Raw genomic sequence first — 17,615 nt, 5'->3', positions numbered from 1 at the left:
GACACGACACCCATGGAAATTCGCCACGCCACCCATCCCGATGAGATCGTCGGCATGAGCGACGATGAGCTGCGCGCTCGCTTCGTCATCAGTGACCTGTTCACCCCCGGCCAGCTGAAGGTCGTCTACAGCCACGAGGATCGGATGGTGCTCGGCGGGGTCAGCCCCGTGCCCGGTGCCACGCTGCCCCTCGAGAATTACGCAGACCTGCGTGCAGAATACTTCTGCCAGCGGCGCGAACTCGCCGTGACCGGTCTCAGCGGCTCTGGCGTGGTCGTCGTGGACGGCACCCGGTACCCGATCGGCCACATGGATGTGCTCTACATCGGCCGCGGGGCGCGCGACATCTCGTTCGAGGCGGAGGTGACGGGCACGCGGTTCTTCCTGTCGTCGGCCGTCTCGCACTCCGACCACCCGACGACGCTCGTTGCCGCCGCGGACGCGTTGACGACGGAGACCGGTGAGCAGCAGCACGCCAATCGCCGCATTGTGCGCAAGCACATTCACGAGGACGGGGTGAGCAGCAGCCAGCTCGTGCTCGGCATCACGGCGCCCGAGCCTGGCAACGTCTGGAACAGCATGCCGCCGCACACCCACGACCGCCGCACCGAGGTCTACGTATACTTCGATCTCGATGAGAACGAGCGCCTGTTCCACTTCATGGGGCTCCCCGGTCAGACCCGTCACGTCGTGCTGCGCGATGGCGACGCGGTGATCTCACCGGCGTGGTCGATGCACTTCGGCGCTGGCACCGCGAACTACTCGTTCCTGTGGGTGATGGCCGGTGAAAACCAGTCGTTCGCCGACATGGACCAGATCTCCGTGCCAGAGCTCGCGGGCGTCGCCGGCCACTAGCCGCTTTGCTGGTCGGGGGCCGCGGCGCAGAAGCGCTACGGCGCCCCGACGAGCTTCGGCGCTGGCCCGCCGCCGAAGTCTTCAAAGATCAAGATTGTGCGCGTATTGCGCACCCAGGGCACCGACTGAATGTCTTCGAGCACCACGCGGCGTAGATGGCTGTTGTCGGCCGCTCGCACGAGCAGCAACACATCGAAGTCGCCGCCGACGAGCGCGATGTGCTCGACCTCCGGAATAGCGCTGAGCCGCTCGCGCACCTCCTGCCACCCCGTTTGATCGATCAGCAGCGTGACATACGCCGACGCGTGGGTGCCTGCGCGCACCGGGTCCGTGCGCACAGTGAAGTTCACGATGACGCCGCTGTCGACGAGCTTGCGCACCCGGGCATGGGCCCCCGCGCGTGAAATATGCACGGCCTCCGCGAGCGCCGTCATCGACACGCGCGCGTCGTTCTTCAGCACGGCCAAAATGGCCCGGTCGATATCGTCCACCTGCATGTCGCGCCCCTCCGAGAGAAGTGGGTGTCCTCCTTGACACTCATCCAGCTTTTCTGCCGCTCTGCGTACAAACATACAGAACTGACCCCGGTCTCGACGCAGCGTTGCGATTTCAAGGCAATATGGGCGACATATTGACAGACGGATTCAAGGAGGAACCGTGTCTCGATCAGACGTCCCCCTGTTGCCGCGCGACACCCCGGTCCAATTGATCGATCGCGACGGTGAGCTGCACGCAGACCCAGCGTTTCAGCTACCGTCACCCGACACGCTGCGCCTGGCCTACGCCGGCCTCGTCAACGGTCGCCGCATCAACGACCAGTGCAACGCGCTCGTGCGGCAGGGCCGCCTCGCGGTGTACCCGTCGTCGAACGGCCAGGAGGCCTGCCAGATAGCTGCCGCGCTGTGCCTCGACGACGGCGACTGGCTTTTTCCGACGTACCGCGACTCGGTCACCGTCATCACTCGCGGCGTGGCACCCGCCAAGGCCATGGTGCTGCTGCGCGGGGACTGGCACTCGGGCTACAACCCGCACGAGTTCGGCATCGCCCCGCAGTCGACGCCCCTCGCCACACAGCTGCTGCACGCCGTGGGCTTCGCGCACGCGGCCAGACTGCACGGCGAAGACACCGTCGTGCTCGCGATGTGCGGCGACGGCGCCACGAGCGAGGGCGACTTCCACGAGGCGCTGAACTTCGCGGCTGTGTTTCACCTGCCAGTCGTCTTCTTCGTGCAGAACAACGAGTTCGCCATTTCGGTGCCGCTGTCGCGGCAGACCGCCGCCCCCTCACTCGCGCACAAGGCCGTGGGTTACGGCATGCCGGGCGAGCGCGTCGACGGCAACGACGTTGCCGCGCTGCTCGCGGTGCTGGGTGCGGCAGTCTCACGCGCGCGGTCGGGCGGCGGCCCGAGCCTCGTGGAGGCGCACACCTATCGCATGCTCGCCCACACGAACGCCGACGACGACACCCGGTACCGGTCGCGCGAAGACGTGGCGGCGTGGGTCGCGCGCGACCCGCTCACCCGGGTGCGCACGCACCTGCGCGAGACAGGGGCGCTCACCGACGCCGACGAGGTCGAACTCGCGGCGGCGGCCGATGAAATCGCGAGCGAGCTGCGGTACGCGATGAACGCCGACCCCGAACTTGATCCCGAACAGCTGTTTGCGCACGTGTTTGCCGAACGCCCGCACACGCTCGATGCGCAGTGGGAGTCACTGCGCGACGAAATCGATCGCACGGAGGCCCCAGCATGAGCACCGTGACCGCGAGCCGCCCCTCCGCAGTGGCGAATGAGGCCTCCGCTCAGCCCGCCACCCCCGTGCCCACCGTTGTCGAGACCATGACGATGGCCGGCGCACTGAACCGCGCGCTTGCCGATTCACTCGCGGGCGACGACCGCGTCATCGTGTTCGGCGAGGACGTGGGCGCGCTTGGCGGCGTCTTTCGCATCACCGACGGACTGACGGAGCGCTTTGGCGAACAGCGCTGCTTCGACACTCCCCTCGCGGAATCCGGGATCGTCGGCACCGCAGTCGGCATGGCGATGAACGGGCTCGTGCCCGTCGTTGAAATGCAGTTCGACGCGTTCGCGCTGCCCGCGTTCGAGCAGGTCGTCAGCCACGTCGCGAAGCTCGGCAACCGCACCCGCGGCGACGTACGCCCGCAGCTCGTCATTCGCATTCCGTACGGCGGCGGCATCGGCGGCGTTGAGCACCACTGCGACTCGTCAGAGGCGTACTACGCGCACACTCCGGGCCTCACGGTCGTGTCGCCATCGACCCCGCAAGACGCGTACTCGCTGCTGCGCGCGGCGATCGCGTCGCCCGACCCCGTGATCTTCATGGAGCCGAAAAAGCTGTACTGGTCGAAGGGAAAGGTCGACACGTCGATCACCGCCGAGCTGCGTCGGGCGAGCGTCGTGCGGCAGGGCAGCGATCTCACGCTCGTCAGCTACGGACCGTCGATGCCAATCGCACTCGAAGCTGCGGCGGCCGCCGAGGCCGAGGGGCGCAGTGTCGAGGTCATCGACGTGCGCACTCTCACGCCGTTTGACGATCACACGGTGGTCGAGTCGGTGCGCCGCACTGGGCGCGCGATCGTGATCGCCGAGGCCCCGGGATTCGCGAGCGTCGCTGCAGAGATTCAAGCGCGCATCTTCGAGCAGTGCTTCGAGTTCCTCGAGGCACCGGTGCGACGCGTGACCGGGTTCGACACCCCGTTCGCCTCGCCGAAGTTCGAGCACTGGTATCTACCCGACGTCGATCGAGTGCTCGACGCTGTCGACTCGCTGCACTGGGAGGACAACTGATGAATACCCAAGTGTTTCGGCTGCCCGATCTGGGCGAGGGCCTCACCGAGGCTGCCCTCGTGCAGTGGCTCGTCGCCGTCGGCGACACCATCGGCATTGACCAGCCCATCGCCGAGGTCGAGACCGCAAAGAGCATCGTCGAACTCCCCTCGCCATTCGCCGGCGTCGTCGCGAAGCTGCACGGCAGCCAGGGCGACGCGCTGCTGACCGGGGAGCCCGTGATCGAGGTAGAGGGGGGCGAAGCTGGCGTTCGTGAGGACCCAGAGGGTTCCGGATCGGGCAATGTGTTGATCGGCTACGGCACAAATAGCGGGCCCGCGAAGGGGAGGCGGAGGCGCGCGAGCGGCGCGGGGCGCGCCGGTGGCGGTTCGGCTGCCGGAGCCAGTGCCGGTGTTGCCGCCGATGCGGCTGCCGGTTCGGCTGCAGCTGCGCCAGCGGCACTCGAAGCGACCCGCCGCACCGTCGCCGTGCGGTCCCCCATTGTGCGCCGGCTCGCCCGCGAGCTCGGCGTCGATCCGCGATCCGTTCCCGCGACCGGCAGCGACGGGGCGGTGACGCGCACCGACGTGTTGCGCGCCGCGCACCTGCTGAAGCCGGCCGAGGGCTCTGGGGCAGGGGGCTCTGCGGGGGTCGAGTCACAGTTGGAGTCGGTTCCGGCGGCTCCGGCGGTCCCTCACGATTCCCCGCTGCCCATCGCGCGCATCGAACGGTTCAGCCCACTGCGTCGCGTGGTGAGCGACAAGCTGACGCGCAGTCGAGCGGAAATCCCCGAGGCTACGGTGTGGGTCGACGTCGACCTCACGGAGCTGTGGGCGTTGCGCTCGCGCATGGCGCAGCCGGGCGAGCGCGCACCGTCGCTGACCGCGATCCTCGCCCGATACACCCTGATTGCGCTGCAGCAGTTCCCAATTCTCGCGGGGCGGCTCACCGCGACGGGCGACGCGATCGAGATCTACGAGGGCGTTAACCTGGGCATCGCCGTCGATACGAGCCGCGGGCTCATGGTGCCCGTGCTGCCGCGCGCGGACGAGCTCACGGTCGGGGTACTCGACAGCGAGCTCCGGGCGCTCAGCGCGCTCGCGCGCGAGGGCCGTACGCCTCCCGAGCGGCTGCGCGATTCGACGTTCACGCTCAACAACTACGGCGGTCTCGGCGTCGACGGCTCCGCCGCGATCATCAACCACCCGGAGGTCGCCATGCTCGGCATCGGGCGCGTCCTCGAACGCGCGTGGGTGGTCGACGGACGCATCGAACCCCGCCGCATCGCTCAGCTCTCGCTCGTGTTCGACCACCGGGTCTGCGACGGTGGCTACGCTGCGGGGTTCCTGCGCGCGGTCACAGACCTCCTGGAACACCCCCTGCGGGCCTACCCGCGCCTCTAACCCCTACCCGCTCTCCCTCACCCCCCTCCCCCAGCGCCTCCCGTCGAGCGGACGCATATGGTCGCTATCGCGGGTCAAAACGACCATTTGCGTGCGCTCGACGGGGGCGAGACGGGCCCGTTGAGAATACTGAGAAACGGACGCCGGCGCCCCGTACGCCGACTCGAACGACGTAGGGTCGGCGTACATTGAAGTGCAACTTCATTACCGCGATCAGGCTCGGCGACGGCAAATTCTCTGGAGAGTGAGATGACGATGGATTTTTCAATCGACGACGAAGTTGACGCTGGCATGTTGCGATTCGGCGGTCAGACTGGCAAGTTCTCCCACAACGAGACGGTCGAACTCGCCAATGGCACCATCAACCTAGACATTTCTGACACCGGAACCGTCCTGGGCATCGAGTTCATCGGCGTCTCCGCGCTGCTCGAAGCGGACGCCCTCCGCAACCTCCGCACAATTACTTGACCCCACACGCACAACGCACCCCCACCCCCGCACCCTGCCCCCTCGAGGGGGCGCGGGCAGGGGGCAGGCGCGGGTTATTGGGGGATGATTTCGTTTGAGCGGGTGTTGAGCGCTACGCCCTTCGGTTCCTTCACGAGCGACACCGCCACGAGCGAGATGATCGTCACGCCCAGGATGTACACCCCGATCGTCCACGATGCACCCGTCGCACCGAACACGAGGTCCGCGATCATGGGCGCGAATGCGCCGCCGAAGATCGCGCCGATGGCGTAGCCGATCGAGACGCCCGAGTACCGCACGTCGGCCGGGAACATCTCAGAGTAGAGCGCCGCCTGCGGTCCGTACGAGAGGCCGAGCCCCACGGTCATCAGGAACAGAGCGAGGAAGTACATGAAGATGTCGCCCGTGTCGATCAGGAACCACATCGGGATGGCCCAGATACCGAGCAGCACGTAGCCGATCTGGAACGTGCGCACGCGCCCGATCCTGTCCGAGAGAATGCCGCCGAACAGCGTGAATCCGAGCCACCCGAACGACGCGAGCGTCGTCGCGAGCAATACGGGTGGGCGCTCGAGCCCGAGTCCACCCTCGGCCTCCGGCCTCGTCGCGTACGCCGAGAAGAACGCGATCAGCAGGTAGCCCGCAGCGTTGTTCGCAATGAAGATGAGCGCGGCGAGAATGACCTCTTTGGCGTGCTTCGAGAACAGGGTCTTCAGCGGCGCCGCCGACTCTCCCTTGCGCTCCTGCAGCTCCTTGAACACCGGCGACTCCTCGACCGCGCGGCGAATGAAGTACCCGACGATGATGAGCACGATCGAGAACAGGAACGGCAGGCGCCAGCCCCAACTCAGGAACTGCTCCTCGGTGAGCGTGGTGGTGATGATCCACATGGTCGCGGTCGCGAGGATCATGCCGAGCGGCACGCCGATCTGCGGGTATGCACCGAAGAATCCGCGCTTGCCCTCGGGCGCGTGCTCGACCGACATCAGGGCTGCGCCGCCCCACTCGCCGCCGGCCGAGAATCCCTGCAGCACGCGCAGCAGCACGAGTAGCACGGGGGCCGCGACACCGATCTGCGCGTAGGTGGGCAGCACGCCGATGAGCGCGGTCGAGATACCCATGAGCACGAGCGTGAGCACGAGCATGCGCTTGCGGCCGAGGCGGTCACCGAGGTGGCCAGCGACGATCGCGCCGAGCGGCCTGAAGAGGAACGAGATGCCGAGCGACGCCCACGCGACGATCTGCCCGACCGTCTCGCCAGCGGGGGCGAAGTACAGGGTTGCGAACACCGCCCCGGCGGCCTGCGCGTAGATAAAGAAGTCGTACCACTCGATGGTGGTACCGACGACGGTGCCCGCGAGCACCCTGCGCCGTTCCGTTTGCCTGGACACGGTCATAGTCATGTGAACTCCGTTGTTCGTGTGGACGGTCGCGGCGACGGTCAAGTTACCGACCGTTCGGCCAGTAATAGAGCGTACACGACGGTCGGCCCGTGCGGTAAAGAACCATCGAAGCCCCGCGATCGTTTGCGCAGGCAGACCTCGCGGCCTATTCTGGTATTCATTACCGAACGATCAGTCACTAATTCGACTGACGCGGGCAGACACGGAGGTCATCGCCCATGCCAGAGGCATTTCTCGTAGGTGGCGTACGCACGCCGGTGGGTCGATACGGCGGCTCACTCGCCTCGGTACGACCCGATGATCTGGCCGCGATCGTGCTGCGCGCACTCGTCGAGCGGACGGGGGTACCGGCGTCAGTCATCGACGAGGTCATTCTCGGGGCCGCGAATCAGGCGGGCGAAGACAACCGGAACGTGGCTCGCATGGCCACGCTGCTCGCGGGGCTACCCGACAGCATTCCGGGATACACCGTGAACCGGCTCTGCGCCTCGGGCATGACCGCCGTGGCGAACGCCTCGCAAGCTATTCGCGCCGGAGACGCCGACCTCATCATCGCCGGCGGCGTCGAGTCGATGACGCGAGCGCCGTGGGTGCAGCAGAAGCCCGCCCAGGCCTGGGCGAAGCCGGGCGAGCAATTCGACACGTCGATCGGCTGGCGCTTCACGAACCCCAAGCTTGCCGCGCGCGACAAGGCGACCTACTCGATGCCGGAAACCGCTGAAGAGGTCGCGCGCGTCGACGGCATCAGCCGCGAAGACGCCGACGCATTCGCCGTCGAGAGCCATCGTCGCGCGGTCGCCGCCATCGCAGCCGGCCACTTCACCGACGAGATCGTGCCCGTCACCGCCCAGCTCGGCCGCGGCAAGACCAGCGAGGTCGACACTGACGAGGGTCCGCGAGCTGAGTCGAGCGCCGAGGTGCTCGCGAAGCTGCGCCCAGTCGTCGCGGGGGGCAGCGTGGTCACGGCCGGCAATGCCTCATCACTGAACGACGGCGCTTCGGCGCTGCTGGTTGCGAGCGCCGAAGCCGTCGAGCGCCACGGCCTCGTGCCGCGCGCACGCATCGTGACGAGCGTGTCGGCGGCGCTCGCACCCGAGATCATGGGGCTCGGGCCAGTGCCGGCGACCGAGAAGGCGCTCGCCCGAGCCGGGCTGGCCATCGACGACATCGGCTCGATCGAACTCAACGAGGCGTTTGCATCACAGTCGCTCGCGTGCATCAGGCGGCTCGGCCTCGACCCCGCGCGAGTGAACGCCGACGGCGGTGCAATCGCCCTGGGCCACCCGCTCGGGTCGTCAGGATCACGCCTGCTCGTCACGCTGCTCAGCCGCATGGAGCGCGAGGGTTCCCGTTACGGCCTCGCCACCATGTGCGTGGGCGTCGGCCAGGGCACCGCGACCATCATTGAGCGGGTGGCACCGTGAGCGGCGCGGCACTGCGCATCGAGGATCGCGACAGCTTTGTGCTCGCCACCCTCGATCGGCCCGAAAAGCGCAATGCGATCGACCTCGACCTCATCGCTGCGCTGCACGAGCTCTGCGCGACGCTCGAAGCGGTGCCCCGCACCCTCGTGCTGCAGGGCGCCGGGGCAAACTTCGCGGCGGGCGCAGACATCGCGCAGCTGCGGGAGCGCCGCGCCGACGACGCCCGCGCTGGCATCAACACCCGCGCCTTCATGCGCGTGCACGCACTGCCGATGCCCGTCATCGCCGTGCTCGACGGGTACGCACTCGGCGGCGGTGCGGAGCTGGCGTACAGCGCCGACATTCGCGTCGGCACGCACGCGCTGCACATCGGCAACCCCGAAACCGGCCTCGGTATCATCGCCGCAGCCGGGGCCACCTGGCGGCTGCGCGAACTCGTCGGCGAGGGCCTGGCAGCCGAGATGCTGCTCGCAGGCCGCGTCTTGACCGGCGAGGAGGCGCACGCCGCCGGTCTCATCACGCATCTGCTGCCGAACGGCGACGACGCCCTCGCGGTCGCGATCACCATCGCCGAGCGCATCGCCAAGCTTGACCCGGCTGCGACCCAGGCCTCGAAGCGAGTGCTGCGCGCCCCGCGCAACGCCCACCCCGAGATCGACCTCGCCGAGCAGGCCGTGCTCTTTGACAGCCCCGAGAAGGAGCGACGCATGACCGCATTCCTCAACCGAAAGCAGCAGCGATGACGACGGCGGGCTCCGATACGGTTCCCGCCCGCGTCGGCGTGCTCGGCGGTGGGCGAATGGGCGGCGGCATCGCCCACGCGTTCCTGCTCGCTGGCGCCTACGTCGTGGTGGTCGAGCAGAACGTCGCCGCCGCCGACGCCGCCCGAGAACGCATCGAGCGCAGCATCGACGCCTCGATCGCCCGCGGCCACGACGGTGACGCGGCGCAGCTCAAGCGGGCGCTCACGCTCGCCACCGACGTCACCGCCTTCGGCGCCTGCTCACTCGTCATCGAGGCAGTGCCGGAGTCGATCGAGTTGAAGACCGAGGCGCTCGCGGAGATCGAGCGTCAACTGCCGCACGACGCCGTCGTCGCGTCGAACACATCGTCGATCCCGCTCGCCCAGCTCGCCGATGCGCTCGAACGCCCCGAGCAGTTCATCGGTCTGCACTTCTTCAATCCGGTGCCGGCGTCGTCACTCATCGAGGTCGTCGTCAGCGACCGCACCTCGCCAGAGTTGGCCGAACGCGCTGCCGGCTGGGCGCGAGCCCTCGGCAAGACGCCGATCACGGTGGCCGACGCTCCCGGATTCGCGTCGAGTCGGCTCGGCGTTGCACTCGCGCTCGAAGCGATCCGCATGGTCGAGCAGGGTGTCGCGACCGCCGCCGACATCGACCTGGCAATGGAGCTTGGATACCGCCACCCCACGGGGCCGCTGCGCACCACCGACATCGTGGGGCTCGACGTGCGGCTCGGCATCGCCGAGCAACTCGAACGCGATCTCGGCCCAACCTTCACCCCGCCCCAGCTGTTGCGCGACCTGGTCGCCGAGGGCCGGCTCGGCCGCAAGAGTGGCCGCGGCTTCTACGACTGGCCGGAATAACCCGGCCGACGGCCACCGCACACTTCGCATTCAGCACGACAGGAGACCCCCGATGACCCGCACGCTGCAGAGCTACGTCCAAGATGCCTGGTGGAGCCCCGCCGATTCGACGGGCGCCACCGAAGTGCGAGATGCGACGTCGGGCGAGCCTGTCGCATTCGTGTCGAGCGCGAGACTCGACCTCGCCGGTGCGATGGAATATGCCCGCCACGTCGGGCAGCAGAGCCTCGGTGCGCTCACCTTTCATCAGCGCGCGGTCATTCTGAAACAGCTCGCGCTGCAGCTGACCGAGCACAAGGCCGAGCTCTACGAGCTGTCGACGCGCACGGGCGCGACGAAGACCGATTCGTGGGTCGACATCGACGGCGGCATCGGCGTGCTCTTCACCTACTCGGGCAAGGGCCGTCGCGAGCTGCCGAACAGTCGCGTGCAGCTCGACGGCCCGGTCGAAACACTGTCGAAGGATGGCACGTTTCTCGGCCGTCACATTCGCACGACGCTGCCGGGCGTCGCCGTGCAGATCAACGCCTTCAACTTTCCCGTGTGGGGTTCACTCGAGAAGTTTGCCCCCGCCTTTCTCGCGGGAATGCCGACGATTGTCAAGCCCGCGACGCCAGGCGCGTACGTCACCGAGCAGATGGTGCGGATCATGGTCGAATCGGGGCTGCTGCCCGCGGGGTCGCTGCAGCTCGTGACCGGGTCCATTCGCGACGTCTTCGACCACTCGCGGCTCGGCGACGTCGTCGCTTTCACCGGCTCAGCGAGCACGGCGGCGGGGTTGCGTCGCCACGACGCGGTGCAGACCGGCGGCGTGATCTTGGGTGTGGAGACCGACTCGATCAACGCCTCCGTGCTCGGCCCCGACGCGGTGCCCGGCACGCCCGAGTTCGACGCGTACGTGCGCCAGCTCGTCACTGAGATGACCTCGAAGGCTGGCCAGAAGTGCACCGCGATCCGCCGCGCAATCGTGCCCCTCACGGTCGTCGACGCCGTGGTTGACGCGGTGCGGGATCGCATCGCCTCGAAGGTGGTCGTCGGCGACCCCCGCGACGAGTCGACCACCATGGGCGCACTCGCGTCGGTGGAACAGCGCGACGAGGTACTGCGCCAGGTGCAGACGCTCGTTGACGGTGGTGGGCGCATCGAGCTCGGTGACGGTCAACTGCCGGGCGAAGACACGGCGTTCCTCAACCCGATCCTGCTCCGCTTCGATGACGCGCGCGCCCCACGGGTGCACGACACCGAGGCGTTCGGGCCGGTGTCGTCCGTGATCGGGTACGCGACGGCCGCCGAGGCCGCAGAACTCGTGGTACGCGGGGGCGGCTCGCTCGTGACGAGCGTCGCCTCGGCCGATCCGGAGTTCGTCGCAACCCTCACGCGGCTGAGCGCGCCCGCAAACGGCCGCATGCTCGTGCTCGATCGCACCGACGCGCGCAGTTCGACGGGCCACGGCTCGCCGCTGCCCAACCTCGTGCACGGCGGCCCCGGCCGAGCGGGCGGCGGCGAGGAGCTCGGCGGGGTGCGCAGCGTGTTCCACTACATGCAGCGCACGGCGATTCAGGGCAGCCCCGAGATGCTCACCGCGATCACCGGGGTCTGGCACGCTGGCGCCGCCACGCACGACGAGTCCCACCCGTTCCGCAAGTCGCTCCAGGAGCTGCGCGTCGGCGACCGCGTCGTGTCCGAGGAGCGCGAGGTCACACTCGACGACATCGCGCACTTCGCCGAGTTCACGGGCGACACGTTCTACGCGCACACCGACGAGGAGGCCGCGGCCGCCAACCCCTTCTTCCCGGGGCGCGTCGCACACGGGTACCTGCTGCTCTCGTTCGCGGCGGGGCTGTTCGTGTCACCCGAGCCGGGCCCCGTCCTCGCGAACTACGGCCTGGAAAGCCTGCGCTTCATCACTCCGGTCTCACCGGGCGACCGCATCAGGGTCGCGCTCACGGCAAAGCAGATCATTCCGCGCGAGACAGACGAGTACGGCGAGGTGCACTGGGACGCGGTGCTGACGAACCAGAACGACGAGATCGTCGCAACCTACGACGTGCTCACGCTCGTGTCCAAGACCCACACCCCCTAACCTGGACCCCGCCCCGCGCCCGCCTCGCCCCCTCTGTGCGTTGCCGAGCGTACGCAAATGCACTGTTTGGCGCCCGATAAGGACCAAACGTGTGCGCTCGACGGGGAGCGGGTTAGCGGAAGTCGGCGACCTCGTTTACGCGGAGGCCTGAGCGGACGTACGAGAGCACCGCCTCGGCGAGCGCCTCGGGCGTCTCCGGCCCGTCGGGGCGGTACCACTCGACGAGTGAATTCACGAGCCCGAATGTGAATCGTGCCGCGAGCCCCGGATCAAGATCGTCGCGCAGCGCGCCCTCGTTGCGCGCCCGCTCGAAGATCGCGCGCAACCGCGCGGTGAGCGCCCGACGCCGTTCGAGCGCGCGCAGTTCAACGTCAGAATTGCCGTGCAACCGCAGCAGCAGAATGAGATAGGGCTGCTGCTCGCACGCGACGAGCACCGCGGCGCGCACGATCTCGCGAATCTGCCCGACCGCATCGGAACCGGCGCCAGCAGCACCGGCAGCGCCGGCCCCGTTCCCACCCCGCTCCGCCTCGTCGAAGACCTGCTCAAGGGCGCCGAGCGCGCGCTCGAGCGCGATTTCGAGCATCTCCGCCTTGGACGCAAAGTGGTGGTACACCGCCGATTTCGACAGGCCGAGCCGCGTCGAGATCATACCGAGCGACGACGCGTCGTAGCCGTGATCGGTGAACACCTGCACGATGACCTCGAGCATGCTGCTCTGGTCGTAGCCGGGCCGACCCCTGCGGGGCGTCGCTTCCGTGCTGTCCATGACCGGTCCTCTCACGTGCTGCGCCCGCGCCTCGCGATGCGTGTGCGCGGGCCCCCGCGCTGGAGCAAATCTACCGCAGGTCGTACACCCGCTTCAGCTTGCCCTCGGAGCGGGGCAGACTGCCCGTCGGGGCGATCTCGCCCGCGATCGTCGCTCCGATGCGATCTTTCACGCGCTTCTGCAGCAGCGCAAGCGCGGCGGCGGCCACCTCTGGTGCACACGCGGGCTCGGCCTCGATCTTGATCGTCAGTTGATCCAGCGCCCCTCGCTTTGTGAGCTCCAGCACAAAATGGCTTGTGAGGCCATCGACCTCGCACGCGATCTCCTCGATGTGCGTGGGGAAGAGATTCACGCCGCGCAAGATGATCATGTCGTCGTTGCGACCCGTGATCTTCGCGATGCGGCGGTGTGCTGGCCTGCCGGTGCCGGGGTGCAGCGAGGTGAGGTCGCGCGTGCGGTAGCGGATCATGGGGAACGCCTCTTTCGTGAGGGTCGTGAACACCAGCTCACCGGTGACGCCGTCACTGACCTGTTGCAGCTGCTCGTCGATGATCTCGGGGAGAAAGTGATCCTCCCAGATATGCGGGCCGTCCTGCGTCTCGACGCACTCGCTTCCGACGCCCGGGCCCATCATCTCGGAGAGGCCGTAGATATCGACGGCGCGAATGTTCATGCGCTCCTCGAGCTCGCGGCGCATCGCCTCAGTCCACGGCTCAGCACCGCAGATTGCAACCTTCAGGCTCGTCGCCCGGGGGTCGAGACCCGCGCGCTCAAACGCGTCGGCGATGGTCAGTAGGTAGCTCGGGGTGCACATGATCGCGTCGGGCTCGAAGTCGTGAATCAGTTGCACCTGCTTCTCCGTCTGGCCGCCCGACATCGGAATAACCGTGCAGCCCAGCCGCTCGATGCCCGCGTGCGCGCCAAGGCCGCCCGTGAAGAGGCCGTAACCGTAGGCGTTGTGCACCCGCCAGCCCGGGCGCACGCCCGCGGCGTACAGGGAGCGGGCAATGAGGTCAGCCCAGTTGGCGAGATCGGTGTCGGTGTATCCCACGACGGTGAGGCGCCCCGTGGTGCCCGAGGAGGCGTGCAGGCGCCGCACCTGATCCATCGGCACCGCGAAGAGGCCGAACGGGTAGTGGTCGCGCAGGTCGCTCTTCGTGGTGAACGGCAGCCGCTCGATGTCGGCGAGCGTGCGAATGTCGTCGGGGTGCACTCCGGCCTCGGTGAACTTCTGGCGGTAGAAGGGCACGTTGTCGTAAGCGTGACGCACCGTCCACTGCAGGCGCTCCAGCTGCAGCGCTTCGAGCTCGGGTCGCGTCAGCCGCTCTTCCGCGTGCAGGCCAGGCGCTTCGGTGAGGGTCGCGGTCTTCATGTCGTCACTCTTTCGTCGTTGAAATATTGAGTCTTGGGGGCGGGGGTGGGCGGCTCAGCGCTATTCCACGGGCAGCGCACGGTTCGTGGCGAACGAACGGCCTCTGAACTCTGCAATCGTGTCGCCGTGCTGATTGCGCACGGTGATGTCGTACAGCCCATTGCGACCCTCAACCCAGCGGCGCTCCGCGAGCGCCGTCAGCGTGTCGCCGGCCCGGCTCGCGCGCGTGAACGTGATGTCGGCACCCGAGGCAACGACGGCGTTCACCCCCTCATTGCAAGCGTACGCAAACGCCGTATCGGCGAGCGTGAACACCATGCCGCCGTGGGTGATGCCGAAGCCGTTCACCATGTCGTCGCGCACGACCATCGCGAGTTCGGCCCGACCGCGCTCTAGCGCGATGAGGCGAATACCGAACTCCGACTTCGTCGTGTCCGTGCGCAGCATCGCCGTTGCCGACCAGCTCGGATCGAAGTCAATGCGATCCTCAATGCCCTCCAGTTGCGAGACGTTCATCGGTGAACTCATGTGGCGCTCCATTGCGTCGAATCGGTGAGCCGCGGTCCTCTTTGCGGATGCGACTCGGGGTGCGTATACTGACTGAATGGTCGGTCAGTAATTCCACTGGGAACTCTACCACCACAGGTCCGCACATGGCGAGACCAACCGCGATGTGACCCACTCACGCACCGACGCAAGGAGGCACCAGATGGCAGCGACGGCACCTGACGCACTGACCGAGGCGGCCGAGCAGGAGCGCTTCGATGCGCTGATCGCCGCCGAACAGCGCATCGAGCCGCGCGACTGGATGCCCGAGAAGTACCGGCGCACCCTGATTCGGCAGATCTCGCAGCACGCGCACTCCGAGATCATCGGTATGCAGCCAGAGGCGAACTGGATCACGCGCGCGCCCAGCCTGAAGCGCAAGTCAATTCTGATCGCCAAGGTGCAAGACGAGGCAGGGCACGGGCTCTATCTCTACTCAGCGGCCCAGACCCTCGGCATCACGCGCGAAGAAATGACCGACGCGCTGATCGCCGGCCGCGCCCGCTATTCGTCGATCTTCAACTACCACACCCCGACGTGGGCCGACATGGGCGCCATCGGCTGGCTCGTCGACGGCGCCGCGATCTGCAATCAGGTGCCGCTCTGCCGCGCGTCGTACGGTCCGTACGGCCGCGCAATGGTGCGCATCTGCAAAGAGGAGTCGTTCCACCAGCGGCAGGGGTTCGAGATTCTCTACGAGCTCTCGCACGGCACCCCAGAGCAGAAGCAGATGGCTCAAGACGCCGTGAACCGCTGGTACTGGCCGTCGCTCATGATGTTCGGCCCGAGCGACGACGCGTCGCCGAACTCGGCGCAGTCGATGGCCTGGAAGATCAAGCGGTTCTCGAATGACGAGCTGCGTCAGCGGTTCGTCGGCATGTGCGTGCCGCAGTTCGAGGCGCTCGGGCTGGAGTGCCCCGACGCCGACCTGCGCTACGACGAGACCACGGGGCAGTGGATCATGGGCGAGATCGACTGGTCAGAGTTCGAAGCGGTGCTCGCCGGTCGCGGCCCCGCGAACGCCGAGCGTCTGCGCCACCGGCGTCAGGCTCACGATGACGGCGCCTGGGTGCGCGAGGCCGCGGCGGCCTACGCGCAGAAGACGCAGGATCGTCGCCGCTTCGCGGCCTAACGCCGCCCACATTCACGAGCAGTACGTACAAGGAGACGAAGATGTCGACACCCGGAGAGATGGGCACCGAGTCCTGGCCACTGTGGGAGGTGTTCATTCGCGCCAACCGTGGCCTCAGCCACGTGCACGCGGGTTCGTTGCACGCCCCAGACGAGGCTATGGCGCTGCGCAACGCCCGTGACCTCTACACCAGACGCCACGAGGGCGTCTCGATCTGGGTGGTGCCAGCAGCGGCGATCACGACGAGCGACCCAGACTCCAAGGGCGTCTTCTTTGAATCTCCCGCCGGTAAGAACTTCCGTCACGCCGTGTATTACTCGCGCGCCGAGGGGGTGAAGCACCTGTGAGCGGAACCGTAGACACGCACGCTGAGTCGGTCGATCACCACGGCGACGTCAGCGTCGACGACCTGGAGCTCTCAGATGAGCTGACCGGAGCTGGCGAAATCGCACCACCCGAGGTCGCTGAGTACGCCCTGCGCCTCGGCGACGACGCGCTCATTCTCGCCCAGCAGCTCGGCTGGTGGGTCTCCCGCGGGCCCGAGCTCGAAGAGGATCTGGCGCTGAGTAACATCGCGCTCGATCTGCTCGGCCACGCTCGCTCGCTGCTGCACTACGCGGGCAGCGCCTCCGGTCGCAGCGAAGACGATCTCGCGTTCTGGCGCGACGAACCCGAGTTTCGCAACTGCTGGCTCGTCGAGCAGCCGAACGGGCACTACGGCGACACGATCGCCCGTCAGTTCGTGTTCTCGGCGTACCAGGCGGAGCTCTACCGCGAGCTGCAGCAGAGCAGCGATGCGACGCTCCGCGCGATCGCGGGCAAGGCCGAGCGCGAGGTGCGCTATCACCTCGACCACGCCTCGCAGTGGATCATTCGGCTCGCACTCGGCACCGACGAATCGCGCGGCCGCATCACGGTGTCGCTGCGTGACGTCTGGCCGCACGTCGATGAGCTGTTCGCCGACGACGCGCTGAGCGACTCGCTCGCGGGTGCCGCCAGTGGCACAGATGTCGCCGGAGGCAGCGGTATCGCCGGAGTCGCCGCCCGCCCGAGCGCCCTTCGCGCCGGTTTCGACCGCACCGTCGGCACCGTCCTCGCCGAGGCAGAGCTTGAGACGCCCGACGTGCAGCCCGCGCTTGCGCGCGGTCGAGCGGGCGAGCACAGCACCCGGCTCGGTTACATTCTCGCGGAGATGCAGTGGCTTCCCCGCCGTCACCCGGACGCGTCATGGTAACCGCACTGCGCCCGGCAGACACCGAGGCGGCGCGGGCGTGGGATATCGCGGCGCAGGTGCCGGATCCCGAGGTGCCCGTGCTTACCATCGAAGACCTGGGCGTGCTCCGCTCCGTCGTCACCGCAGACACCGAGGTGCGGGTCGTGCTCACGCCGACCTACTCTGGCTGCCCCGCGATCGACCAGATGCGGGCCGACGTCACCTCGAGGTTGCGCGAGGCCGGGTACGACCGCGTGCGGGTCGACACGACGCTCAGCCCCGCCTGGACTACCGACTGGATGACAGACGACGGCAAGCGCAAACTCGAGGCGTACGGCATCGCACCGCCGAACTTCCGCGCCGCAGCGCATCAGGGCCCCATCTCGGTGTCACTCGCGGTGAAGTGCCCGCGCTGCCACTCGACGCACACGCGAGAAATCGCCCGCTTCGGATCAACGTCGTGCAAGGCGCTCTACGAGTGCCGCGACTGCCTCGAACCCTTCGACTACTTCAAAGTTCACTAGAGACCACGTACCCACCGGTTCCGCCGAAGGA

Annotated in this window: 18 protein-coding genes; 13 read left to right on the top strand and 5 right to left on the bottom strand. The window is 67.7% G+C overall.

Features of this window, described 5'->3' with window-relative positions:
* The first annotated feature begins 12 nt into the window (after positions 1-12).
* Positions 13-855, top strand: coding sequence for a 5-dehydro-4-deoxy-D-glucuronate isomerase (kduI, locus tag ACFWHR_RS01735; protein ID WP_382446541.1), 843 nt, complete (start codon positions 13-15; stop codon positions 853-855).
* Positions 856-890: 35 nt separating this feature from the next.
* Here kduI and ACFWHR_RS01730 read toward each other — a convergent pair whose 3' ends face one another.
* Complete coding sequence (locus ACFWHR_RS01730) at positions 891-1,352, bottom strand: Lrp/AsnC family transcriptional regulator (RefSeq protein WP_382446540.1); 462 nt, start codon at positions 1,350-1,352, stop codon at positions 891-893.
* A gap of 160 nt (positions 1,353-1,512) precedes the next feature.
* Here ACFWHR_RS01730 and ACFWHR_RS01725 point away from each other — a divergent pair, with 160 nt between their 5' ends.
* The 4 genes from ACFWHR_RS01725 to ACFWHR_RS01710 all read left to right on the top strand — a co-directional run bounded on the left by ACFWHR_RS01725 (position 1,513) and on the right by ACFWHR_RS01710 (position 5,512).
* On the top strand, positions 1,513-2,607 hold the full coding sequence (locus tag ACFWHR_RS01725) for a thiamine pyrophosphate-dependent dehydrogenase E1 component subunit alpha (protein ID WP_382446539.1): 1,095 nt from the start codon (positions 1,513-1,515) through the stop codon (positions 2,605-2,607).
* On the top strand, positions 2,604-3,662 hold the full coding sequence (locus tag ACFWHR_RS01720; RefSeq protein ID WP_382446538.1) for an alpha-ketoacid dehydrogenase subunit beta: 1,059 nt from the start codon (positions 2,604-2,606) through the stop codon (positions 3,660-3,662). Before ACFWHR_RS01725 ends, ACFWHR_RS01720 begins: the two co-directional genes overlap by 4 nt.
* The gene (locus ACFWHR_RS01715; protein WP_382446537.1) at positions 3,662-5,044 is read left to right on the top strand and encodes a dihydrolipoamide acetyltransferase family protein; all 1,383 of its coding nucleotides are present in this window, start codon (positions 3,662-3,664) and stop codon (positions 5,042-5,044) included. The genes ACFWHR_RS01720 and ACFWHR_RS01715 overlap by 1 nt, the downstream gene beginning before the upstream one ends.
* Positions 5,045-5,293: 249 nt before the next feature.
* Positions 5,294-5,512 carry a DUF2283 domain-containing protein gene (locus ACFWHR_RS01710; protein ID WP_382446536.1) on the top strand — a complete coding sequence of 73 codons (219 nt, stop codon included), beginning with the start codon at positions 5,294-5,296 and terminating at the stop codon, positions 5,510-5,512.
* A 74-nt stretch (positions 5,513-5,586) separates the two neighbouring features.
* On the opposite strand, the gene ACFWHR_RS01705 is transcribed toward ACFWHR_RS01710, so the two are convergent.
* The gene (locus tag ACFWHR_RS01705; protein WP_382446535.1) at positions 5,587-6,915 is read right to left on the bottom strand and encodes an MFS transporter; all 1,329 of its coding nucleotides are present in this window, start codon (positions 6,913-6,915) and stop codon (positions 5,587-5,589) included.
* A gap of 218 nt (positions 6,916-7,133) precedes the next feature.
* On the opposite strand from ACFWHR_RS01705, the gene ACFWHR_RS01700 reads away from it, so the two are divergent.
* From ACFWHR_RS01700 to paaZ, 4 genes are read left to right on the top strand one after another with little or no spacing between them, the layout of a single operon-like run.
* Positions 7,134-8,339: a thiolase family protein gene (locus ACFWHR_RS01700; RefSeq protein ID WP_382446534.1), complete on the top strand. Its 1,206-nt coding sequence runs from the start codon at positions 7,134-7,136 to the stop codon at positions 8,337-8,339.
* Entirely contained in the window at positions 8,336-9,082 is a 747-nt protein-coding gene (locus tag ACFWHR_RS01695) for an enoyl-CoA hydratase/isomerase family protein (RefSeq protein ID WP_382446533.1), read from the top strand. The genes ACFWHR_RS01700 and ACFWHR_RS01695 overlap by 4 nt, the downstream gene beginning before the upstream one ends.
* Entirely contained in the window at positions 9,079-9,945 is an 867-nt protein-coding gene (locus tag ACFWHR_RS01690; protein WP_382446532.1) for a 3-hydroxyacyl-CoA dehydrogenase family protein, read from the top strand. Before ACFWHR_RS01695 ends, ACFWHR_RS01690 begins: the two co-directional genes overlap by 4 nt.
* Positions 9,946-9,997: 52 nt before the next feature.
* A complete protein-coding gene (gene paaZ, locus ACFWHR_RS01685) occupies positions 9,998-12,028 on the top strand; it encodes a phenylacetic acid degradation bifunctional protein PaaZ (protein ID WP_382446531.1) in 2,031 nt (676 codons plus the stop codon).
* A gap of 112 nt (positions 12,029-12,140) precedes the next feature.
* Here paaZ and ACFWHR_RS01680 read toward each other — a convergent pair whose 3' ends face one another.
* The 3 genes from ACFWHR_RS01680 to paaI form a co-directional block, all read right to left on the bottom strand.
* Positions 12,141-12,797 carry a TetR family transcriptional regulator gene (locus ACFWHR_RS01680; RefSeq protein WP_382446530.1) on the bottom strand — a complete coding sequence of 219 codons (657 nt, stop codon included), beginning with the start codon at positions 12,795-12,797 and terminating at the stop codon, positions 12,141-12,143.
* A 70-nt stretch (positions 12,798-12,867) separates the two neighbouring features.
* Positions 12,868-14,169 carry an AMP-binding protein gene (locus ACFWHR_RS01675; protein ID WP_382446529.1) on the bottom strand — a complete coding sequence of 434 codons (1,302 nt, stop codon included), beginning with the start codon at positions 14,167-14,169 and terminating at the stop codon, positions 12,868-12,870.
* Between the two features lie 60 nt (positions 14,170-14,229).
* Entirely contained in the window at positions 14,230-14,697 is a 468-nt protein-coding gene (gene paaI / locus ACFWHR_RS01670; protein ID WP_382446528.1) for a hydroxyphenylacetyl-CoA thioesterase PaaI, read from the bottom strand.
* 181 nt (positions 14,698-14,878) lie between these two features.
* On the opposite strand from paaI, the gene paaA reads away from it, so the two are divergent.
* Genes paaA through paaD form a run of 4 tightly spaced genes read left to right on the top strand, consistent with a single transcriptional unit; the run spans position 14,879 to position 17,584 of the window.
* Positions 14,879-15,847: a 1,2-phenylacetyl-CoA epoxidase subunit PaaA gene (gene paaA, locus ACFWHR_RS01665; RefSeq protein ID WP_382446527.1), complete on the top strand. Its 969-nt coding sequence runs from the start codon at positions 14,879-14,881 to the stop codon at positions 15,845-15,847.
* 41 nt (positions 15,848-15,888) lie between these two features.
* Positions 15,889-16,194, top strand: coding sequence for a 1,2-phenylacetyl-CoA epoxidase subunit PaaB (gene paaB, locus ACFWHR_RS01660; protein ID WP_382446526.1), 306 nt, complete (start codon positions 15,889-15,891; stop codon positions 16,192-16,194).
* Positions 16,191-17,081 (top strand): 1,2-phenylacetyl-CoA epoxidase subunit PaaC, encoded by an 891-nt coding sequence (gene paaC / locus ACFWHR_RS01655; protein WP_382446525.1) that lies wholly within the window; start codon positions 16,191-16,193, stop codon positions 17,079-17,081. The genes paaB and paaC overlap by 4 nt, the downstream gene beginning before the upstream one ends.
* Positions 17,075-17,584, top strand: a complete 510-nt coding sequence (gene paaD / locus ACFWHR_RS01650) for a 1,2-phenylacetyl-CoA epoxidase subunit PaaD (protein WP_382446524.1) — start codon at positions 17,075-17,077, stop codon at positions 17,582-17,584. The genes paaC and paaD overlap by 7 nt, the downstream gene beginning before the upstream one ends.
* Positions 17,585-17,615: the final 31 nt, after the last annotated feature.

Source organism: Leucobacter sp. NPDC058333 (genome assembly GCF_042726155.1).
GTDB lineage: Bacteria > Actinomycetota > Actinomycetes > Actinomycetales > Microbacteriaceae > Leucobacter.
Note: the sequence above shows the minus strand (reverse complement) of the source record. Positions and strands in the feature narration are given on the sequence as shown.

What these genes read in the sequence shown, in the direction of transcription:
- kduI (WP_382446541.1), top strand. Translation starts at nt 13, where the DNA reads ATGGAAATTCGCCACGCCACCCATCCCGATGAGATCGTCGGCATGAGC.
- ACFWHR_RS01730 (WP_382446540.1), bottom strand. Translation starts at nt 1,352, where the DNA reads ATGCAGGTGGACGATATCGACCGGGCCATTTTGGCCGTGCTGAAGAAC.
- ACFWHR_RS01720 (WP_382446538.1), top strand. Translation starts at nt 2,604, where the DNA reads ATGAGCACCGTGACCGCGAGCCGCCCCTCCGCAGTGGCGAATGAGGCC.
- ACFWHR_RS01715 (WP_382446537.1), top strand. Translation starts at nt 3,662, where the DNA reads ATGAATACCCAAGTGTTTCGGCTGCCCGATCTGGGCGAGGGCCTCACC.
- ACFWHR_RS01710 (WP_382446536.1), top strand. Translation starts at nt 5,294, where the DNA reads ATGACGATGGATTTTTCAATCGACGACGAAGTTGACGCTGGCATGTTG.
- ACFWHR_RS01705 (WP_382446535.1), bottom strand. Translation starts at nt 6,915, where the DNA reads ATGACTATGACCGTGTCCAGGCAAACGGAACGGCGCAGGGTGCTCGCG.
- ACFWHR_RS01700 (WP_382446534.1), top strand. Translation starts at nt 7,134, where the DNA reads ATGCCAGAGGCATTTCTCGTAGGTGGCGTACGCACGCCGGTGGGTCGA.
- ACFWHR_RS01690 (WP_382446532.1), top strand. Translation starts at nt 9,079, where the DNA reads ATGACGACGGCGGGCTCCGATACGGTTCCCGCCCGCGTCGGCGTGCTC.
- paaZ (WP_382446531.1), top strand. Translation starts at nt 9,998, where the DNA reads ATGACCCGCACGCTGCAGAGCTACGTCCAAGATGCCTGGTGGAGCCCC.
- ACFWHR_RS01680 (WP_382446530.1), bottom strand. Translation starts at nt 12,797, where the DNA reads ATGGACAGCACGGAAGCGACGCCCCGCAGGGGTCGGCCCGGCTACGAC.
- ACFWHR_RS01675 (WP_382446529.1), bottom strand. Translation starts at nt 14,169, where the DNA reads ATGAAGACCGCGACCCTCACCGAAGCGCCTGGCCTGCACGCGGAAGAG.
- paaI (WP_382446528.1), bottom strand. Translation starts at nt 14,697, where the DNA reads ATGAGTTCACCGATGAACGTCTCGCAACTGGAGGGCATTGAGGATCGC.
- paaA (WP_382446527.1), top strand. Translation starts at nt 14,879, where the DNA reads ATGGCAGCGACGGCACCTGACGCACTGACCGAGGCGGCCGAGCAGGAG.
- paaB (WP_382446526.1), top strand. Translation starts at nt 15,889, where the DNA reads ATGTCGACACCCGGAGAGATGGGCACCGAGTCCTGGCCACTGTGGGAG.
- paaD (WP_382446524.1), top strand. Translation starts at nt 17,075, where the DNA reads ATGGTAACCGCACTGCGCCCGGCAGACACCGAGGCGGCGCGGGCGTGG.